The sequence below is a fragment of the Trinickia sp. genome, assembly GCF_051954495.1.
Classification (GTDB): domain Bacteria; phylum Pseudomonadota; class Gammaproteobacteria; order Burkholderiales; family Burkholderiaceae; genus Trinickia.
Map to the genome: position 1 here is coordinate 1 of NZ_JBQCHR010000117.1, position 18,791 is coordinate 18,791.

At 65.9% G+C, this 18,791-nt stretch carries 9 protein-coding genes and 1 pseudogene; 1 reads left to right on the top strand and 9 read right to left on the bottom strand.

All coding sequences use genetic code 11. From position 1 onward, the window contains the following. Window positions 1–352: 352 nt before the first annotated feature. Window positions 353–1,186, bottom strand: a complete 834-nt coding sequence (locus ACTHNR_RS15810) for a helix-turn-helix domain-containing protein (RefSeq protein WP_440548600.1) — start codon at window positions 1,184–1,186, stop codon at window positions 353–355. Between the two features lie 54 nt (window positions 1,187–1,240). Further along, window positions 1,241–1,582 carry an FKBP-type peptidyl-prolyl cis-trans isomerase gene (locus ACTHNR_RS15815; protein ID WP_440548601.1) on the bottom strand — a complete coding sequence of 114 codons (342 nt, stop codon included), beginning with the start codon at window positions 1,580–1,582 and terminating at the stop codon, window positions 1,241–1,243. Between the two features lie 158 nt (window positions 1,583–1,740). Here ACTHNR_RS15815 and ACTHNR_RS15820 point away from each other — a divergent pair, with 158 nt between their 5' ends. After that, a complete protein-coding gene (locus ACTHNR_RS15820) occupies window positions 1,741–2,511 on the top strand; it encodes a sensor histidine kinase (protein WP_440548602.1) in 771 nt (256 codons plus the stop codon). Window positions 2,512–2,530: 19 nt separating this feature from the next. On the opposite strand, the gene treY is transcribed toward ACTHNR_RS15820, so the two are convergent. From treY to ACTHNR_RS15855, 7 genes and pseudogenes are all read right to left on the bottom strand, one after another. Further along, window positions 2,531–5,419, bottom strand: a complete 2,889-nt coding sequence (gene treY, locus ACTHNR_RS15825) for a malto-oligosyltrehalose synthase (RefSeq protein ID WP_440548603.1) — start codon at window positions 5,417–5,419, stop codon at window positions 2,531–2,533. Beyond that, on the bottom strand, window positions 5,416–7,713 hold the full coding sequence (gene malQ, locus ACTHNR_RS15830; RefSeq protein ID WP_440548604.1) for a 4-alpha-glucanotransferase: 2,298 nt from the start codon (window positions 7,711–7,713) through the stop codon (window positions 5,416–5,418). The genes treY and malQ overlap by 4 nt, the downstream gene beginning before the upstream one ends. Next, window positions 7,710–9,647 carry a malto-oligosyltrehalose trehalohydrolase gene (gene treZ, locus ACTHNR_RS15835; RefSeq protein ID WP_440548605.1) on the bottom strand — a complete coding sequence of 646 codons (1,938 nt, stop codon included), beginning with the start codon at window positions 9,645–9,647 and terminating at the stop codon, window positions 7,710–7,712. The genes malQ and treZ overlap by 4 nt, the downstream gene beginning before the upstream one ends. Window positions 9,648–9,688: 41 nt before the next feature. Then, on the bottom strand, window positions 9,689–11,827 hold the full coding sequence (glgX, locus tag ACTHNR_RS15840; RefSeq protein ID WP_440548606.1) for a glycogen debranching protein GlgX: 2,139 nt from the start codon (window positions 11,825–11,827) through the stop codon (window positions 9,689–9,691). A 76-nt stretch (window positions 11,828–11,903) separates the two neighbouring features. After that, the gene (gene glgB / locus ACTHNR_RS15845; RefSeq protein WP_440548607.1) at window positions 11,904–14,147 is read right to left on the bottom strand and encodes a 1,4-alpha-glucan branching protein GlgB; all 2,244 of its coding nucleotides are present in this window, start codon (window positions 14,145–14,147) and stop codon (window positions 11,904–11,906) included. 32 nt (window positions 14,148–14,179) lie between these two features. Beyond that, window positions 14,180–17,638: a maltose alpha-D-glucosyltransferase gene (treS, locus tag ACTHNR_RS15850; protein ID WP_440548608.1), complete on the bottom strand. Its 3,459-nt coding sequence runs from the start codon at window positions 17,636–17,638 to the stop codon at window positions 14,180–14,182. After that, a pseudogene (locus ACTHNR_RS15855) lies at window positions 17,628–18,791 on the bottom strand (DUF3416 domain-containing protein); the annotation flags it as partial. The pseudogene ACTHNR_RS15855 and the gene treS, both read right to left, overlap by 11 nt.

Here is an 18,791-nt window from a genome sequence, read left to right on the forward strand (position 1 = left end):
GCTCGAAACCGCTGAAGCGGGCGACGACGAAAATTTCGTTGTTGGGATGGGCGGTATGTCCAGACTCGTCAAAATACAGTAGATCAATTCGTGCCCCAAAAAAGCAAAAACGCACCGCAGTGCGGGCCGTCGAAAATTGGGCAGCCAGGTGGAGCAATCGTCCATCGCACCGAAGTGTCAGCGCTCCCGACCATGAAACCAATCATAAACGTTACCGGCTGAATGTGAAAGCAGATCGTAATATTTGGCGATTGCTGGACAGTGCGCTGCGGATCGGGAAGAGTACCAACGGTTCATCGGCTAGCAAGCAAACGCAGCGGATCTCGGACGAATTACGTTGCCGACTGGCCTTTCAGTGTATGCCTGCCGCGCGCCACTGCCCGGGCGCTAGCCCGAAGCGCCGCGTGAATGCGTGCGTGAAGGCGCTTTGATCGGCGAACCCCACCGTCAACGCGACGTCGCTCAACGTCCAGCGCGGATCGCCGAGCAGCGAGAGCGCCGTATCGAGGCGAAGCCGTTGCAGGTAGCGGTGGGGCGTCGTGCCGAACGCTTCGTCGAACAGCTGATGAAAGCGCCGTTCGCCCAAACTACAATGCGCCGCTAGATCGGCCACGCGCAGCGGTTCGGATAGATGCGCGCGCAACCATTTATCGATACGCGCGTAATCGAGCCTAAAGATAGGTGCATCGACGCCGATGCTCTCGCCTAGGACGACGGCCAGCCGTGCCGCGGTTTCCCACGCCAGTCGGCGCGCACGCTGTGCAGCACGCGCCTCGTCGATGGCGTCGCATGGCATGATGCCCGTGCCGCCTTCGCCGCCCATTGCCGCTTCGATGCATGCCGCACGCGATGCGGCGTCGCGCACGATACCGGCAAGAGCGTCGGCCATCGCCAGCGGCAGCGCGCGAGAGAAGAGGCGTTCGGGCAATGCCAACGACGCACAAGGCACATCGAGCACCAGTTGGCGGTTTTCGCCGATGCCCGCGTATTCATGGAGCGCGCCTGCGGGTATGAGCCACGCATGGTGCTCGTCGATGCGATGGCTGACGCCGTCGACGGTCATCTCCATCGCACCGTCGACACCGAGCACGATCTGATGGAAAGCATGCACATCGGACGCGCTGACGGCGCCGTAGCGGCGCAGCGCCAACGCGGGCGATGCGGCCGCGCGATCTTTCGCCGTCATGCGCTTTGCTCCATGCCTTCGGCTCTTGCGCTCTAGTGCTTACGTGCTCTTCGCTTACGCTTCGAGCAATTCCACTTCGAACACGAGCGTCGCGTTCGGCGGAATGACGCCGCCCGCGCCGCGCACACCGTAGCCGAGGAGCGGCGGAATCGTCAAACGACGCACGCCGCCCACCTTCATCCCTTGCACGCCTTCGTCCCAGCCCTTGATGACCATTCCGCCGCCGAGCACGAACGAGAACGGATCGTTGCGGTCCTTGCTCGAATCGAACTTCTGGCCGTCGGTGAGCCAACCCGTGTAGTGCACGGTGACGGTACGGCCCGCGGTGGCTTCAGCGCCTTCGCCCACGGTCAAATCCTCGTACTTCAGCCCCGAATCTGTGGTCACGGTCGTCATGAGTGTTACGCTCCGAATGAGATCAATGAGTGAAACCGTTATTGTAGGCGTTCCGCCCTCAGCGATGCCTATAATGTCCGTCTATTCAACACGCTTACGGCGTCACCCGGTCGTCGCGACGGCCTCGGACAGCCGAGCGATTTTCCGAGAGGCTGATCGTGTCGACGTTTCCCCATGTCGCTGCCGCATCCGACGAACGTCTCGCGCACCTGCGGGCCGAAGCCGCGCTGTTCATGCGCGATCATGTTCTGTCCCTGGTGTCGCATGATCTGCGCAGTCCCCTGAACGCCATTCATAGCTGGGCATACGTGCTCGAGCGCAAGCTCGATGCGGCGGACGCATCGGCGCAGCGCGCGCTCGCCGGCATTCGCTCGGGCGTCGAGCAGCAAGTGAAGCTGCTCGAAGAGGCCGTCGACAAAACCCGTGCCGAAACCAAGTCGCTGCCGCTCGCGCGCGAATCGTTCGCGATTCGCGCCGTGATCGAACGGGCGCTGGACGATGCACGCCGCGCGATCGTCGATGCGCGAGGCGCTTCGGTCGCGGTGGTTTCCTCTATCGACAGCGAACGGTGCGATGGCGACCCCGAGCGCCTGGCGCAAGCGCTTTGGATCATGCTCGTCTTCGCTGTCGACGCGAGCGCGCCCGGCGCGAAGGTGACGTTGACGAGCCAGATCGATGCGGGGTTTTGGCGGACCGAGATTGCTTTCGAAGCAAGTTTTGCCGCGCTGGCCGATTCCGAACTGCCGCATTCGCTCGAACCGTTCGCGCGTACACAAGCCGTGGTCCCACGCGAGGCGGGTAGGATCGCCTGGGTGCTGGCGCTCGCGCAGCGGGTCGCGGCCGCGCACGGCGGCACCTTCGAGCAAGGCCCGATGGACGACGGCGCGGCCTCGACGCTCGTGCTGCGCGTGCCGCTCGCCGCGCAATGATGCTCGTTCGAACTCGGCGCTAACCGCGCGGTACCCCTTCTTCGACGAGCAACGCCACGGGCAGCGCGCTCAACGCATCGCGCAGATAGAGCTGCCCCGTTTCATCGGCTTTCGGCGCCGCGGGGCTCAAACAATCGAACAGCGCACGCCCCGCAAGCGCCGGCGGCAGTTCGATCGACGTGTCTTCCCACGCGGCCGGATCGACGAGCGGGACATCGCTTGAATCCGACAGCAGCGACGACGCGAGACGCGTCCCGACGACGATCGCGTAGGCATCGCCATGTTGGCGCGCGAAGGCGATTGCGTGGTCGGCTCGTGAGCCGCGCACGGTCAGCGGGATGTACGACCCGGCCAGAAACAGCGCGGGCGATACGGCGCGCAACGTCAGGGCCCGATGCACGATGCCGAGTTTGACGCGGCCGTCGCGCCAGTTGCGAAGTTGCTCGCTCGGCGGCGTGTCGACGAGCTTCGATCGCCGTTCGCCGAAATCGACGGGCCGCCGGTTGTCCGGATCGACGAGACTGAAATCCCAGAGTTCGGCGCCTTGATAAAGATCGGGCACGCCGGGCGAGGTCAGCCGCAAGATCGTTTGAAGAAGACTGTTGACGGCGCCGGCGCGCTCGACCCGAGCGACGAACGACGCCACCTCGCTGAGAAATCCGTCGCGCCGTTGCGGGGCTAGGATATCGAACAGAAAGGCGCGCGACGCCGCCTCATACGCTTCATCGGCGGCGTGCCAACTCGTTTGCCGTTTCGCTTCGCGCGAGGCCTTCAATTGCCATTGCGCGACGCGTTCGGCAAAGGCTCGAACGGCGTCGGCATCCGTGTAGTCCAGTTCATACGGCCATGCCCCGACCACCGTCTGATAGAGCATGGCTTCGGCTGTCGGGCCCGGCGCCCAATCCGCGGCCGGCCCCGGCAACGGCGTGCATGCCATCCCGGCCTCGACGGTATCGCCGAATGCACGGCGATGCGGCGCATTCAACGTCGACCACGCTCGCAGCTTGGCGGTCCATTCGTCGGCGATTTCGCTTAGCACAGCGAGTCTCGCTCGCACGTCCTCGCCTCGTTTATGGTCATGCGTGGCCGTCGCGATCATCGCATGGGGAAAGCGCCGCGCGCGCTCGGCGTTGGCTTCATGGAACGCCTCAACGCTCAACGCGAATTCGCCGGGGTCCGCTCCCACCTCGTTGCGTGACAGTAAGCGCCCGTAGCGATAGAAGGCCGTATCCTCGAGGGCCTTCGCGGCGAGCGGCGCGGTTACCTGCGAGAAGAGCGTCGCCGCCATGCGTCGCTCGCGGTTCGGTTGTGCGCCGGCGCTCTGTGCGGGCGTCCTGTCGCGGCTCGGATCGAACGCTGAGTTCGGACCGCCGAGCATCGCGTCGACGAACGACAGCACCGTGTGATCGCCGCGGGCAAGCGACTGGCGCGCGCCTTCCAGGGCGCGGCGGAAATGCGTCTCGTCCGCGCCGGTGCGCGCGCCATTCTGCGGATACATCCGGTAGACCGGAAAGTGCACCGCCAACTCGGCTAGTACGCGCCGAATCGCCGCGAACGTGAAGTCGCGGGTCGACGGTTGCTCGCGGGCGATCCGATGCATGCCGCGGGCAGCTCGGTCGAGTTCGGCCGACAGGTTTTCGGCGAGTATCTTGCGGCGCGCGTCGCGCGCGGCGTCGGCGAACGATTCGTTCGTGCCCGACAGTTCGGCCCAGGTCGCCGTCAACGAGGCTTCGCCGCGTGCGTCGTGCAGCAGCGCGCCCACGTCGTTCATGAAGTCGTAGCCCGTCGTGCCCTCCACGCCCCAGTCGGCCGGCAGGGCTTCGCCGCGCGCCAGGATCTTTTCCACGACGACATAGGCGCGCGAACGATCGAGCCGCGGTGGCCGCTCGGGTTCGCGCTCGGCCAGCTTCTCGCGAAGTCGCTGGCAATATTCGCGTGGGTCGACGAGTCCGTCGACATGGTCGACGCGCACGCCGTCGATCACGCCTTGTGCGAACAATCGCAGGATGAGCGCGTGGACCGCGTCGAATACTTCCGCGCGCTCGGTGCGTACGGCCGCAAGCGTACCGATGTCGAAGAAGCGTCGCCAGTTGACTTCGTCGGCGGCGGTGCGCCACCACGCGAGCCGATAGAACTGTCGCTCGAGCAGCCGATGCAGCCGCTCTTGCGACGCGGCGGTATTCGGCGAATAGGCGGCGAGCACCGCATCGAACGATTGGGAGCCGTTCTCCGAGGCATAGGCGCGCATGGCATCGAGGGCGGCGTGCGCGCGCTGGCGATGCTCGGGCTGAACCGTGAGGCCCTCGAAGCGCTCCGCGAGCGCCGTCAGCGCCGGGTGTTCCGCATGGGCGACGCTGCCCAGAAGTTGCGGGTAATCGATCGGGCAAATCGGAAATCGGTGGTCGGCGTAGCGGGCGAAGAAACGTCCTTCGCGCGCGTCGAAGCTCAGCGTAATCCGACCTGCCGCGAGCTCCTCGCCGTAAGGTGCGCCGAGGCACGGTGCAAGCGCCTTGCCGCGCAACGCCGGATCGGGCGAATGCCAATCGATATCGAAGTAGCGCGCATAGGTGCCGTGGCGACCCCACTCGAGTATGTCGAGCCACCAGGCGTTGTGGCCGCCGGCGATGCCCATGTGATTGGGCACGATGTCGGCGATGAGGCCCATCTGACGCGAATGCACGGCATCGGTGAGGCGCAGCAGCGCGGCTTCGCCGCCGAACTCGGGGTTCACGCGCGCATAGTCGATCGTGTCGTAGCCGTGCAGCGAGCCGGGCACGGCCGTCGTAATCGGCGACAAGTAAAGGTGGCTCACGCCGAGCGAGGCGAAATAGTCGAGGTGGGCCAGCGCATCGTCGAACGTGAAGCCACGATGCAGTTGCAGCCGTAGCGTGGAGCGCGGAACGGTCATGGTTTGCGGGGCGGTTCGGTGGCCGGGGTCGAGTGCGGTGCGCGAGCGCGCTTGCGCGAAAGCGCGAGTAGGCGATCGGTCAGGTCGCTGCTTTCGAAGAGCGCGTCGACAGGCGCGGTCAGGCGCCGGCGCCAGTTCGGATGCTCGTCGATGGAGCCCGGCAGGTTCGGTTGATCGGCGAGGCCCAGCAGGTCCTCGAGCGGGTACAGGGCGAGCGGTGACGGCGTCGAGGCGACGAACGCGAGCGCCTCGTCGATCGGCGCCTGATCCTTCGCCGGCGCGCCGATGCTCGGCGCGGCAACGCCCGCGTGCTGGAAGGCCCGCCAAAGTGCATGGCGATCGGCGGCTCGCTCGGCATTGGCGAGCGCCACGGGATCGCGGCCGTCCGCGCGTCGCGCGGTCTGCCCGATCCGATCGCGCCACGCGATATCCGCGCCGCACCACCAGCCGGCGACAGTCGGCAGATCATGCGTGGTCGTCGTCGCGACGGCGGCGCGGCTCCACTGCGCCGGCGGCACGAAGTTGCCGCCGTCCTCGCTGCGCTCGAACCAAAGCACGCGGATACCTAGTACGCGGTGGCGCGCCAGCCGTTCGCGGAAGCCCTCGGGCACCGTGCCGAGATCCTCGCCGATGACGATGGCGCGATGTCGCGTCGATTCGAGCGCGATGAGGCGCAGCAGATCGGTGATCGGATAGCGCAAGTAGGCGCCGTCGGCCGCGCTGGCCCCCTCGGGTACGAGCCACAGGCGTCGAAGGCCGAGCACGTGATCGATGCGCAGGCCGCCGCCGTGAGCGAACGTCGCGCGCAGCATATCGATGAATGCGCCGAAGCCTTGCATGCGCATCGCGCGAGGCGAGAACGTCGTCAGGCCCCACGCCTGGCCAGCTTGATTGAAAAGATCGGGCGGGGCGCCGACCGACACGGCGCGCAACATATCGTCCGGGTACGACCAGGCGTGACTGCCGGCGCCGTCGCAGCCGACAGCCAGATCGGAGATGAGGCCGATCGTCATGCCGGCTTCGCGCGCGGCTCGCTGCGCGGCGTCGATCCCTCTTGCGGCAAGCCACTGCAGGAATCGATGGAAATCCACTTCGTGGCGATGTTCGCGCGCGAACGCCTCGACCTCGGGGCGACGCGGGTCCGCGAACGCCGCGGGCCAATCCCGCCAATGACCGATGCCGTGCCGGCCGCGCTGGATGGCGTCGATGGCTTCGAACCGGGCATGATCCTCCAGCGCGTGCGCGCCTCGCGCGCAAAACGCGTCGAACTCGGCGGCGAGCGGCGTGGCGGCCGCGCGCTCGTGCGCGCAAAAGCGTTCGTAGAGCGCGCGCAACACGGTCAGCCGCAGGGCGACGGCATTGGGCCAATCGATCAGCGGCAAACCCTCTAACGCGGTCCAGCGCTCCCGAAGCGTCCCGGCGCCGTCGGCCCCGCGCGCATCGAGCACCGCGCAGAACGCTTGTTCGCCGAGCGCGGCCGCCGGATCGATATGGGCGATGTTCAACCACAGCCGCGACGAGGGCGAGTACGGGCTGAACTTACCGGCATCCGCGCTGAACATCGCATGGGTCGGGCTGATCGCCACGGCGTCCGCGCCTTGCCGGGCGCTATGCCGCGCAAACGAAGCGAGCGCGGTGAAATCGCCGATGCCGCCGTCGCCGGATCGGCGCAGCCCGTACAGTTGCGCGCCCACGCCCCAAATGGCCGCCTCGCGCGGCGCATCGGCGTCGGTGCGCCGTGTCGATGGGCTTCTGGCGGAGGCGCTCGCCTCGCGGCACGCATCGTCGACCGTGTAGCAGCGTGTGGGCGCGACCGCCAGTTGCACGCGCTGATCGCCCAAGACGAGCGTGTGATACCCGGGCTCGGCGATCGGCGCCAGCAACGGCGATTCGCCTTTCGGCGCGCCGAGGTGGCCTTCGACGACACCGCCGCTTTCGAGCTCGATCCGATAGTCGGATCCGGTCGGCATCGATGCGATGGGCAAGGCCGTCGCGCGATGACATTCGGCGGTGAGGAGCGGCGGCAACCAGTGCGTGGCGCGTTCGGCGTCGAGCATCGCCAGCGTGTCCTTCGCCCGCTGCGGGGTATCGCACGGCAGGCCGAGCGCCGCCAGCAAGGTCGCGAGCGTCTCGGGTTTGACGCGATGCGTCCGCTTGTTTGCATCCTCCCACTGCACCTCGAAGCCGGCGCGCGTGGCGATCCGCTCGATCGTTTCGCGGCCGGCCGACGACGCGCCCGGGGACGGCGCCTTGGGCGGTGTGGGCGGCGAGGGTGGAATCGACGGCTCGTTCATTCGCGGCTCCCGCGAGGCGCCGCGCCGCGCGCGTCGTGTTGCAGTGCGAACGCGTTGACGTCGCCCGTCAGCCATGCCACGAATGCGTAGCCCGGAAGTTCATAGGCATCGATGATGTCGCGCGTGCGCGGCGGCGTTTCAAAGATGACCATGCCGTCGGGCCGTTGATCGAACGGCAGCGTGTCGGAGCTCAAGTTGAGCGCGATGGCCAGTGTTTCGCCGTCGGCTAGACGCCAGCGCGCCACGAGTGCATTGGCTTCGTGGTCCGTCCGTGTTCGCAGCAGGGTCACGCCGAGCGATCGCGCGCCGCGCAGGCGCGGCGCGATCAGCTTGGCGCGCACGGCGAGCGCGGATCGATAGAAATGCATCCACGCCTCGCGTTCGCCGTGCCCGTTCGTTTGCGTCGCGGCACCCGCGCCGTTCGGCTCTTCCTCCGTCGGCGGCGACGACAGTGCGAAAGTTTGCGCGGCGTTCGGGTCGGGGATTCTTGCGCGGCGCTCGGGGTCGGTGAACGCCGAGAACTTGGCGAACTCGCGGCGCCTGCCTTCGCGCACCGCATCGGCGAGCTCGCCCGCGTAGTCGGTGAAATAGAGGAACGGCTGGGTCGAGCCGAATTCTTCTTCCATGAACAGCAGCGGGATTTGCGGCGATAGGAGCAGCAGCGCGGTGGCGGCGAGCAGCGCTTGCGGCGCGCAAAGCGTGCGCAGGCGCTCGCCGAAGGCGCGATTGCCGATCTGATCGTGGTTCTGCAAGAACATGACGAATGCGGTCGTCGGCAGATGCGCGCTCGGCTCGCCGCGGGCGGCGCCGTCATGGATGGGCGAAGGCTCGCCCTGATAGACGAAGCCTTCCGACAGCACGCGCGCGAGTTTCTCGATCGGCTTGTCGGCATACGCGCGGTAGTAGCCCTCGTGCTCGCCCGTGAGCAAAACGTGGAGCGTGTTGTGCGCGTCATCGTTCCACTGCGCGTCGAAGTGCGTTTGCAGCAGGCTGGCCGTGTTGCGCTCGTTTTCGAGGATGAGATGGACCTGTCGCTCCGGCTCGAGGGACGTATGCACATGGTCCGCCAGTTCGCGCAGCCAACCGTCGTCGCCGATGGCGTGGACGGCGTCGAGACGCAGCCCGTCGAAACGATATTCGTGCAGCCAGTACAGCGCGTTCTGGCAGAAGAATTCGCGCACTTCGCGTCGACGAAAATCGATGGCGGGGCCCCACGGCGTCGTCACGTCGTCGCGAAAGAATGCCTGCGCATATTGCGGCAGATAGTTGCCGTCGGGGCCGAAGTGGTTGTAGACGACATCGAGCAGCACGGCGAGCCCGAGTTCGTGCGCGCGGTCGATCAGCGCCTTGAGCTCTTCCGGGCGACCGTAGATCGAATCGGGTGCGAACGGCAGCACGCCGTCGTAGCCCCAATTGCGCCGCCCCGAGAAATCGTTGAGCGGCATCAGTTCGATAGCCGTCACGCCGAGCCGTACGAGATGCGGTAGACGTCGCGCCACGTTCGCGTAGCCGCCGAGCGCACCGACGTGCAGTTCGTAGACCACCATTTCTTCCCACGCCCGGCCGCGCCAATCGGATTGCCGCCACGGGTAGGCAAGCGGGTCGATGACCTCGCTCGGTCCATGCACGTCCTCGGGTTGAAACCGCGAGGCGGGATCGGGCACCGCCAGGTCGCCGTCGAGCCGGTAGCGATATTGGGCGCCCGCGCCGCATTCGGCTTGCGCCTCGAACCAGCCGTCGCCGGTTCGGTTCATCTCGACGATGCCGGCTTTGCCTTGATACTCGAACTCGACGCGGACGGCCGCGCGGGACGGCGCCCACAGGCGGAAGCGTGTGCGCGGCGCACCGCCGGCATTCGGCGCACCGATCAGTTCGGCGCCGAACGGTAACCGATGCGCGCGGCCTGCGTGCGGGTCGGATGAATGTTCGGACATGTCAGCGGCTCCTTGCTCAGGCTCTGGCAACGACGAGGTGTCTAGATGGTCGGCGCGCCGGCCGACGCCGAGCGCTCCGCGCGCAGCGGCCGTGCGGCAAGCAGCACGAACCCGTGGGCGCCGACCCGCAGGGGCTCGCCGTTGAGCCCCTGCGCGAGCGCGTCGGGATCCGTGCTGTCGGCGAGCACATTCCATTCCAGGCGCGGCGGTGGCAGCGCGAACGATAGATCCTCGTTCGACCCGTTATGCACCAGCAACAGCACTTCGATTTCACCTTGCGCATCGGGGCCCGCCCGGCGCAGTACGAGGGCGCGCGCTTCGGGATCCTGCCACGCTTCGCTCGTGAGCGGTTCGCCGCGTTCGTCGAACCATTCGACGTCCTTCACACCGGGTAGGACATCGGCGCCGCCATGCAGAAAGCGGGTCGCGCGCAGCAGCGGGTGTTGCCGGCGCAACGCGATCAGCCGCGCGGTGAACGCCGTCAACGCGCGCCCTTCGACCGATTCCGCGATGCGCCAGTCGAGCCAGGACAGTTCGTTGTCCTGACAATAGGCGTTGTTGTTGCCGCGCTGGGTGCGCCCAAACTCGTCGCCGGCAGCCAGCATCGGCAGGCCTAGGGACGTGAACACGCTGGCAAGCATCGAGCGCGCCGCGCGCGCGCGCATCGAGAGGATCGCCCAGTCTTCGGTCGGCCCTTCGACGCCCCAGTTTGCGCTCCAATTCTCGTTATGCCCATCGGCGTTGTTCTCGCCATTCATTTCATTGTGCTTTTGCTCGTATGAAACGACATCGGCCAGCGTGAAGCCGTCGTGCGAAGCAATGTAGTTCACCGAGGCCCACGTGCGCCTGAAGCGATGTCCGAACACATCGGCGGAGGCGGTGATGCGGGCGGCCAATTCGCCGCGCATCCCCGCATCGCCGCGCCAGTAGCGCCGTACGCAGTCGCGGAACTTGTCGTTCCATTCTGCGAAGCCCGGAGGATGATGGCCGACTTGATAACCACCCGGGCCGACGTCCCAGGGCTCCGCGATCAGTTTGCGCTGCGACAGCACCGGGTCTTGTCGAATGGCGTCGAAAAAGCCCGACCCCGGATCGAAGCCGGTGCCCTCGCGGCCGAGCGTCACGCCAAGATCGAAGCGGAATCCGTCGACATGAAATGCGTTCACCCAGTAACGCAACGAATCCATGACCATCTGCAAAACGCGCGGATGCGACAGGTTCAGCGTATTGCCGCAGCCGGTGTCGTTGATGTAGTGCCGCTCGTCGCCGGGAATGAGCCGGTAGTAGCTTGCGTTGTCGAAGCCGCGCCATGAAACGGTCGGCCCGAGTTCGTTGCCTTCGCACGTGTGGTTGTAGACGACGTCGAGAATCACTTCGATGCCCGCCGCATGCAACTGCCGCACGGCGATACGCAACTCGTTTAGACGCCGCGTCGATAGATACGATGGATGCGGCGCGAAGAAGGCCGCCGTGTTGTAGCCCCAGTAGTTCGTGAGGTCTCGTTCGAGCAGGAAGCGCTCGTCGAGGAAGGCGTGAACGGGCAGCAACTCGAGCGCCGTGATGCCGAGCCGATGCAAATGATCGATGAAGCGCGGCGAGCCGAGCGCCGCGAACGTGCCGCGTTCGTGTTGGCGCACGTCCTGATTGAGCATCGACACGCCGCGCAAATGCGCTTCGTAAATGACCGTTTCCGACCAGGGGACATCGGGCCGCACATCGCGTGACCAGTCGAACGCTTCGTCGATCACCACGCCCTTGGGCACGGCGGGCGCCGAGTCGCGCTTGTCCAGCGACAGATCGTGCCGGCTCGAATGAATGCGGTAGCCGAACAGCGCATCGGCCCAGCGAAACGGGCCCGTCAGCTTCTTCGCGTACGGGTCGATCAGCAGCTTCGCGGGATTGAAGCGGTGACCGTATTGCGGCTGATAGGGGCCGTGCGCACGAAAACCATAGACGGTGCCCGGATGCGCGCCAGGCAGATACCCGTGCCACACCTCGTCCGTGCATTCGGGAAGCGGCAAGCGAGCGATTTCCTTATGGCCCGCGGAATCGAACAAGCACAGGTCGATCTGTTCGGCGTTCGCCGAGAACACTGCGAAGTTTACGCCGAGCCCGTCCCAAGTCGCGCCGAGCGGGTACGGCGAACCGGGATCGAGCCGATCGGGTAACGAGTTCGCCATGCCGCGTCCTTGGGTTGATCCGATTCGTTCTTGTGGTCGTTATGGGATGCCGAGCGAGGCCGCGCGTCGCGCGGCGTCACTCGGCGCGCAGCACGATCGTGGCGAGCGGCGGGAGCGTGAGCACCGCCGATTGCGGCTTGCCGTGGCTTGCAACCTGTTCGGTGACGACACCCCCGTTGTTGCCCACGTTCGAACCGCCGTACACGGCGGCATCGGTGTTGAGCACTTCGCTCCACCATCCGGCTCGCTGCATGCCGATGCGATAGCCATGGCGGGGCACCGGCGTGAAATTGCAGACGACCGTCACTTCACGGCCGCTGCCGTCGCAGCGTCGATAGGCGAATACGCTGTTTCCGCTGTCGTCGCCGACGAGCCATTCGAAGCCGCCGGGCTCGGTATCGAGCGCGTGCAGCGCGGGCTCGGCCGCATAGAGCCGGTTCAAATCGCGCACGAGCGATTGCACGCCGTGGTGCATCGGCTCGTCGAGCAGGTGCCAATGCGGCGAGGCGTCGTGATCGAACTCTGCGTACTGCGCGAGCTCGCCGCCCATGAAGAGCAGCTTCTTGCCCGGGTGCGTCCACATGAAGCCGAAGTAGGCGCGCAGATTCGCGAACTGCTGCCACCGGTCGCCGGGCATCTTGCCGATCAGCGAGCCCTTGCCGTGCACGACCTCGTCATGCGAGAGCGGCAGGACGAAGCGCTCCGAGTAGGCATAGACCATTCCGAACGTCATGTTGTGATGGTGGTAGCGGCGGTACACCGGGTCTTCGTGCATGTAATGCAGCGTGTCGTGCATCCATCCCATGTTCCATTTGAAATGGAAGCCGAGGCCGCCGTCCTCGGGGCGCGCGGTGACGCCGGGCCACGCCGTCGATTCTTCGGCGATCGTAATGGCGCCCGGTACGCCGGGGGCGTAGACGACTTCATGATTGACGCGCTTCAGAAAGGCGATGGCTTCCAGGTTCTCGCGCCCGCCATAGATATTCGGCACCCACTCGCCCTCGGCGCGCGAGTAGTCGCGGTACAGCATCGACGCGACGGCATCCACGCGCAGTCCGTCCACGTGATAGCGCAGCAACCATGCAAGGGCGGAGGCGACAAGGAACGCGCTGACCTCGTTGCGGCCGAGGTTGTAGATCATCGTGTTCCAGTCTTGGTGATAGCCTTCGCGCGGATCTTGATGTTCGTAAAGCGGCGTGCCGTCGAACTGGATGAGCCCGTGTGCGTCATTCGGGAAATGCGCACTGACCCAATCGAGGATCACGCCTAGCCCGGCCTCGTGCGCACGATTGACGAAATGCGCGAACCCTTGCGGCGCGCCGAAGCGCGCCGACGGTGCGAACGGGGAAAGCGGCTGATAGCCCCACGAACCGCCGAAGGGATGCTCGGCGATGGGCAAGAACTCGACATGCGTGAACCCCATGCCAAGCGCGTAGGGGATCAAACGGTCGGCCAGCTCATACCAGTCGAGCCCACGCCTGCCGTCTTCCTCGATGCGCAGCCACGACTCGGGGTGCACCTCGTAGATCGAAATGGGTGCACGCGCGTTTTGCAGTGCGGCCCGGTTCGCGATCCACGTGCCGTCGGTCCAAGGGAATTGCTCGATGGCGCTCCAATCGGCAACGACCGACGCCGTCGCCGGCGTTCGTTCCGTTTGCAGCGCGCAGGGATCGGCTTTGAGCGGCAACGTGCGGCCGTCGCGTGCGACGATCTCGTACTTGTAGCTGGCGCCCGACCCCAAGCGAGGAATGAACAACTCCCACACGCCGGCGATGTGCCGCAGCCGCATCGGATGACGGCGGCCGTCCCACGTGTTGAAGTCGCCGACGACCGATACGCGCCGTGCGTTGGGCGCCCAGACCGCGAAGCGTACGCCGCGCACGCCTTCGACCGTGCAGGGCCGCGCGCCGAGGCAATCGAGCACGGCATAGGGATCGGCGCGAGCGAGGCGGGCGAGGGCATCCTCCGAGAGCACGGGGCCGAACGAATAGGTATCCTCGATTTCCTGCTCGACGCCGTGCCAATCGATGCGCAGCCGATAGGGCTCGGCACGCTCGACGAGCCCGGCGAACAGGCCGCGCGGATCGATCTGCGCGAGCTTGCCGATGCATTCGCCGTTCGCACGCGCGACGACGGAGACGCCGGCCGCGCCCGGCAGCATCGCGCGCACGGCGTGCCCTGCAGCGGTGCGATGCAAGCCGAGCTGCGAGAACGGGTCGGGGTGGCGGCCGTCGACGAGCGCTTCGATATCGACGGGATTCAAGCCCGCCGTCGGATCGCGATCGGCGATCTCGCGGACGCGTGAAGGTTGGTCGTTCATGGATCCCATCTCGGCAATACTCTCGTCAATGCTCATGTTCGATCGGGTGCGGAGGTCCCGCTGTTGTCTTCATCGCCCCCTTCGTCGTGCTCATCTTCTTGCGAGGGGTGCGCATGGCCCGGATGGTTCCTTTCGCCCAGCAGGCGCGCCGCGAGCGCAGCGAGGCCGCGCAGCGGCAGGCCGAGCCAAGACGGCCGGTTCGCGGCCTCGTAGCGCACCTCGTAGGCCGCCTTTTCCACGAGGAACAAATCGAGCAGCACCGCCTCGGCCTCGGGGGAGACGAGCGGATGCACGGCGTGGCCGACCGCTTCTCGGTACCCGTCGAGGAAGCTTTGCTGTCCTTCGTCTCGGAACCGGTCGAACAGCGCGCGCTTACGGTCAGCTGTTTGTTGGGGTGCGTTTTCCGATGTCGGTTGAGCGGCCGCGCTCGCATACGAGAGCGAGCGCAGCATGCCCGCCACGTCGACGAGCGGGCTGCGCTTCATCCGGCGCTCGTCCAACGGGCGGGCCGGCTCGCCCTCGAAGTCGATGAGGTAGACGTCGTTTTGCGCGATCAGCACTTGGCCCAAGTGGAAGTCGCCATGCACGCGAATGCGCAGCGCGTCGACATCGTGCGGGACGTGTCGCTCGAGCGCTTCGATAACCGCTGCGCGGCGATCGACCAGATACTGCGCGAGCGAGCGCGTGGCTTCGTCCATTGCGCCGCCTTCTTTCTTGGCCGCTTCCGTCGCCAGCACGTCCAGCGCTTGCTCGAGCATCGAGCGCGCGCCCGCGATCCAGCCGCGCACGTCGTCGGGCGTGACCGCCTCGGCGGCGAACGCGGGATCGTCGCAGGGCGTCGCGAGCGCGGCGTGCAATTCACCGAGCCGCCGCCCGATCGAGCCGGCCAGTGCGCGATAGCCTTCGAACTTCTCGGGCTCGAGTTCCTCGCTTTCCGGGGCCAGGGCGAGCTCATCGATCACGCGGCGCAGGTAGTCGAGCGCCCAATTCCAGGCATCGCCTTGGTTGTCGATGAACCCTTGAAGCAATGCGAGCGTATGCGGCACGCCTTGCGGATCGACGCGCACGACTTCGCCGTAAAGGGGCGCCGTATTCGCGTAGCCGATCTCCGTCAGGTGGCGGCTCATTTCCGCTTCCGGGTGAATACCGCCGATCAGGCGGCGCACGAGCTTGAGCACGGCGCGTTCGCCGATGATGAGCGAGCTGTTGCTTTGTTCGGCGGAGATCCAGCGAATCTCCGGCGTGTCGCCCAGTTCGTCGAGTTCGGTGAAGCGCGCCGTCGGCACGAAACGAATCTCGCTCTTCTGCACGGTGGGGATGGCGGCCTGCTCGCGCATCTTCTGGAGGACGCCGTGCGCGAACAGCGGCAGCGCGAAGGCGTCGGTCAAGTGACCGATGTTGCGGCCGCGCCGCACGCGGGCCAGCGCAAGCTGCATGAACAGCGGCACGGTCGTGTCTGCGCCCCAACTGATCGCAAGCGGCAACACGTAGCGTTCGGTATGGCGGCCGACGTCGGCTTCGATTTCGGTGAAGGCGAAGCCCGCGTCGGGGATCGTCGTCAGCGCGGCCAGCCGCACCGAGTGGAGCTTTTGATCCTTCGAGGCGAACCAGCGGCGACGGCTGAGGTACGACGGCAGCACTTCCGATTCGAGCAGCCGCACGTTCTCGGGCGTCGGGCCCGTCTGTCCCGTGCGCAGCACGAGCGTGACGAACTCGGGCAACTGCTCCGAGCCGGGCTGCGCCCACGACGGCCGGTCTTCGCGGTTGCACAGCAAGAACCACAGAAAGCCGTACGGCGGGAACGTCAGCAAGTACGTGAGTTGGCCGATCGCCGGAAACACCGAATCGGCTGTCATTTCAACCGGCACGCGGCCCGCGAATTCCGACAAGTCGAGTTCGACCGCTTGCGGGGCGCGCGACAGGTTCGCGACGCACAAGATCGGCGCTTCGCCTTCCATTTCGCGCAGATACGCGAGGATCTTGCGATTGGACGGGCGCAGAAAACGAATCGTGCCGCGCCCGAACGCGTGCTTGGACCGGCGCGTGGCCAGCATGCGCCGCGTCCAATTGAGCAGCGAGTGCGGGTCGCGCGTCTGCGATTCGACATTGATCGCGTCGAACCCATAGAGCGTGCCCATGACGGGCGGCAGCACGAGCTGCTCCGGGTCAGCGCGCGAGAAGCCGCCGTTGCGGTCGGAGGACCATTGCATCGGCGTGCGCACGCCGTCGCGATCGCCCAGATGGATGTTGTCGCCCATGCCGAGTTCGTCGCCGTAGTAGATGACCGGCGTGCCCGGCATCGACAGCAGCAGCGAATTGATGAGTTCGATGCGGCGCCGGTCACGCTCCATCAGCGGCGCGAGCCGCCGCCGGATGCCGAGGTTCAGCCGTGCGCGCCGATCGCTCGCGTAGGTGTTCCACAGGTAGTCGCGTTCGGAATCGGTCACCATCTCGAGCGTGAGCTCGTCATGATTGCGCAGAAAGATGGCCCATTGACACGAAGGCGGCAGCTCCGGCGTTTGCCGCATGATGTCGGTGATCGGGAAGCGGTCCTCGCTCGCGATCGCCATGTAGATGCGCGGCATCAGCGGGAAGTGGAACGCCATATGGCACTCGTCTTCGTTGCCGAAATATTCCTGCACGTCTTCCGGCCATTGGTTCGCTTCGGCCAGCAGCATTCGGTTCGGATACTCGGCGTCGATCGTCGCGCGGATGCGTTTGAGGATCGCGTGGGTTTCGGGCAGGTTCTCGTTGCTCGTGCCCTCGCGTTCGACGAGGTAGGGCACCGCGTCGAGCCGCAGCCCGTCTATCCCCATGTCGAGCCAAAAGCGCATGACCTGCAGCACTTCGCGCATGACGGCCGGATTGTCGAAGTTCAAATCGGGCTGATGCGAATAGAAGCGATGCCAGTAGTAGGCGCCCGCGACGGGGTCGTGAGTCCAGTTCGACGGTTCGGTATCGATGAAGATGATTCGTGTGCCTTCGTACTTCTTGTCCGAATCCGACCAGACGTAGTAATTGCGATGATTGGAGCCGGGTTTGGCGCGTCGCGCGCGCTGAAACCACGGGTGCTGATCGGACGTGTGATTGATGACCAGTTCCGTGATGACACGCATGCCGCGCGCATGCGCGCCTTGAATGAAGCGGCGCGCGTCGGCCAGCGTGCCGTAGTCGGGATGCACGTTGCGGTAATCGGCTATGTCGTAGCCGTCGTCGCGGCGCGGCGACGGGTAGAACGGCAGCAGCCAGATCGTATTGACGCCCAGCTCCGCGATGTAGTCGAGCTTGGCGATGAGCCCCGCGAAATCGCCCACGCCGTCGTTGTTCGCATCGAAGAACGACTTCACGTGCACCTGGTAGATGATCGCGTCCTTGTACCAGAGCGGATCGTCCGACAGGGTCGCGCGCGCGGCGCGCCGCGACGCACGGGAGCGTTTTTCCAGGTCCGCTTGCGCGGCGGCCGGATCGAGAGGTTGATCTTCACGCTTCATGATGCGTCTCCGAGGCGTCGCGCCCACCGTGGCTGCTCATGCCGCTCATACTGCCGATTCCTGCCTGCCCTTGGCCGTTTTGCGATGCATAGCCGTAGGCGCGCTCGTCGTGCGGCAAGCCTGCCGCGGGGGCGACCCGCCAGATGGCGAAGGGCTGGGCATCGGGCTCCAATCGCACGTGCTGGCGCGCTCCGCGCCATTGCAGGTGCGTGCCGGTGACGAGTTCCGTCACGGCCAGCGCATCCCATTGCTGCATGCGCCAATGTTCGAACAGCCTCCACGGCAGTTCGATATCGGCCTCTTGCGGCGCGAACGGATCCAGGCTGATCGCGACGAGAATGACGTTTTCCCTAGAGGGTGTGGCTTTTTCGAAGAAGAGCACGCGATCGTTGTGGGCGGTCAGGAACGTCAGGCCCAAATGCGAATGCAGCGCGGGATTGGCACGCCGAATACGATTGAGCGTCGTGACCGTATCGACGATGTTGCCGGGCCGGTGCCAGTCCCACGCGCGCAGTTGGTACTTCTCCGAGTCGAGGTATTCCTCGCTGCCCGGCAGCGCGGCCGATTCGCACAGTTCGAACCCGCTGTAGACGCCCCACAACCCCGATAGCGTCGCCGCCAGCGCCGCGCGAATCATGAAGCCGGCGCGCCCGGATGCCTGCAGGTGGCGCGGATTGATGTCGGGCGTATTGACGAAGAAATTCGGGCGGAAGAATTCGCGCACAGGGGTTTGCGTGAGCTCCGTCAGGTAGTCGGTGAAGTCCCGCTTCGATTCGCGCCAAGTGAAATACGTGTACGACTGCGAGAACCCGAGCTTCGCGAGCCGATACATGAGGCGCGGACGCGTGAACGCCTCCGACAGGAAAATCACGTCCGGATCGCGCGAGCGGATGTCGGCGATCATCCACTCCCAAAACGGCAGCGGCTTCGTGTGCGGATTGTCGACGCGAAAGATGCGTACGCCCGCATCGATCCAAAACGCGATGATGTCGCGCAGCGCGAGCCACAAAGCAGGCTTGGCGTCATGCGCGTAGAACTCGGGGTTGACGATGTCCTGGTACTTCTTCGGCGGATTCTCCGCATAGCGCAGCGTGCCGTCGGGACGCCAGGCGAACCAGGTCGAATGCTCGGCCAGCCAAGGGTGATCGGGCGC

What these genes read in the sequence shown, in the direction of transcription:
- ACTHNR_RS15810 (WP_440548600.1), bottom strand. Translation starts at nt 1,186, where the DNA reads ATGACGGCGAAAGATCGCGCGGCCGCATCGCCCGCGTTGGCGCTGCGC.
- ACTHNR_RS15815 (WP_440548601.1), bottom strand. Translation starts at nt 1,582, where the DNA reads ATGACGACCGTGACCACAGATTCGGGGCTGAAGTACGAGGATTTGACC.
- treY (WP_440548603.1), bottom strand. Translation starts at nt 5,419, where the DNA reads ATGACCGTTCCGCGCTCCACGCTACGGCTGCAACTGCATCGTGGCTTC.
- malQ (WP_440548604.1), bottom strand. Translation starts at nt 7,713, where the DNA reads ATGAACGAGCCGTCGATTCCACCCTCGCCGCCCACACCGCCCAAGGCG.
- treZ (WP_440548605.1), bottom strand. Translation starts at nt 9,647, where the DNA reads ATGTCCGAACATTCATCCGACCCGCACGCAGGCCGCGCGCATCGGTTA.
- glgX (WP_440548606.1), bottom strand. Translation starts at nt 11,827, where the DNA reads ATGGCGAACTCGTTACCCGATCGGCTCGATCCCGGTTCGCCGTACCCG.
- glgB (WP_440548607.1), bottom strand. Translation starts at nt 14,147, where the DNA reads ATGAACGACCAACCTTCACGCGTCCGCGAGATCGCCGATCGCGATCCG.
- treS (WP_440548608.1), bottom strand. Translation starts at nt 17,638, where the DNA reads ATGAAGCGTGAAGATCAACCTCTCGATCCGGCCGCCGCGCAAGCGGAC.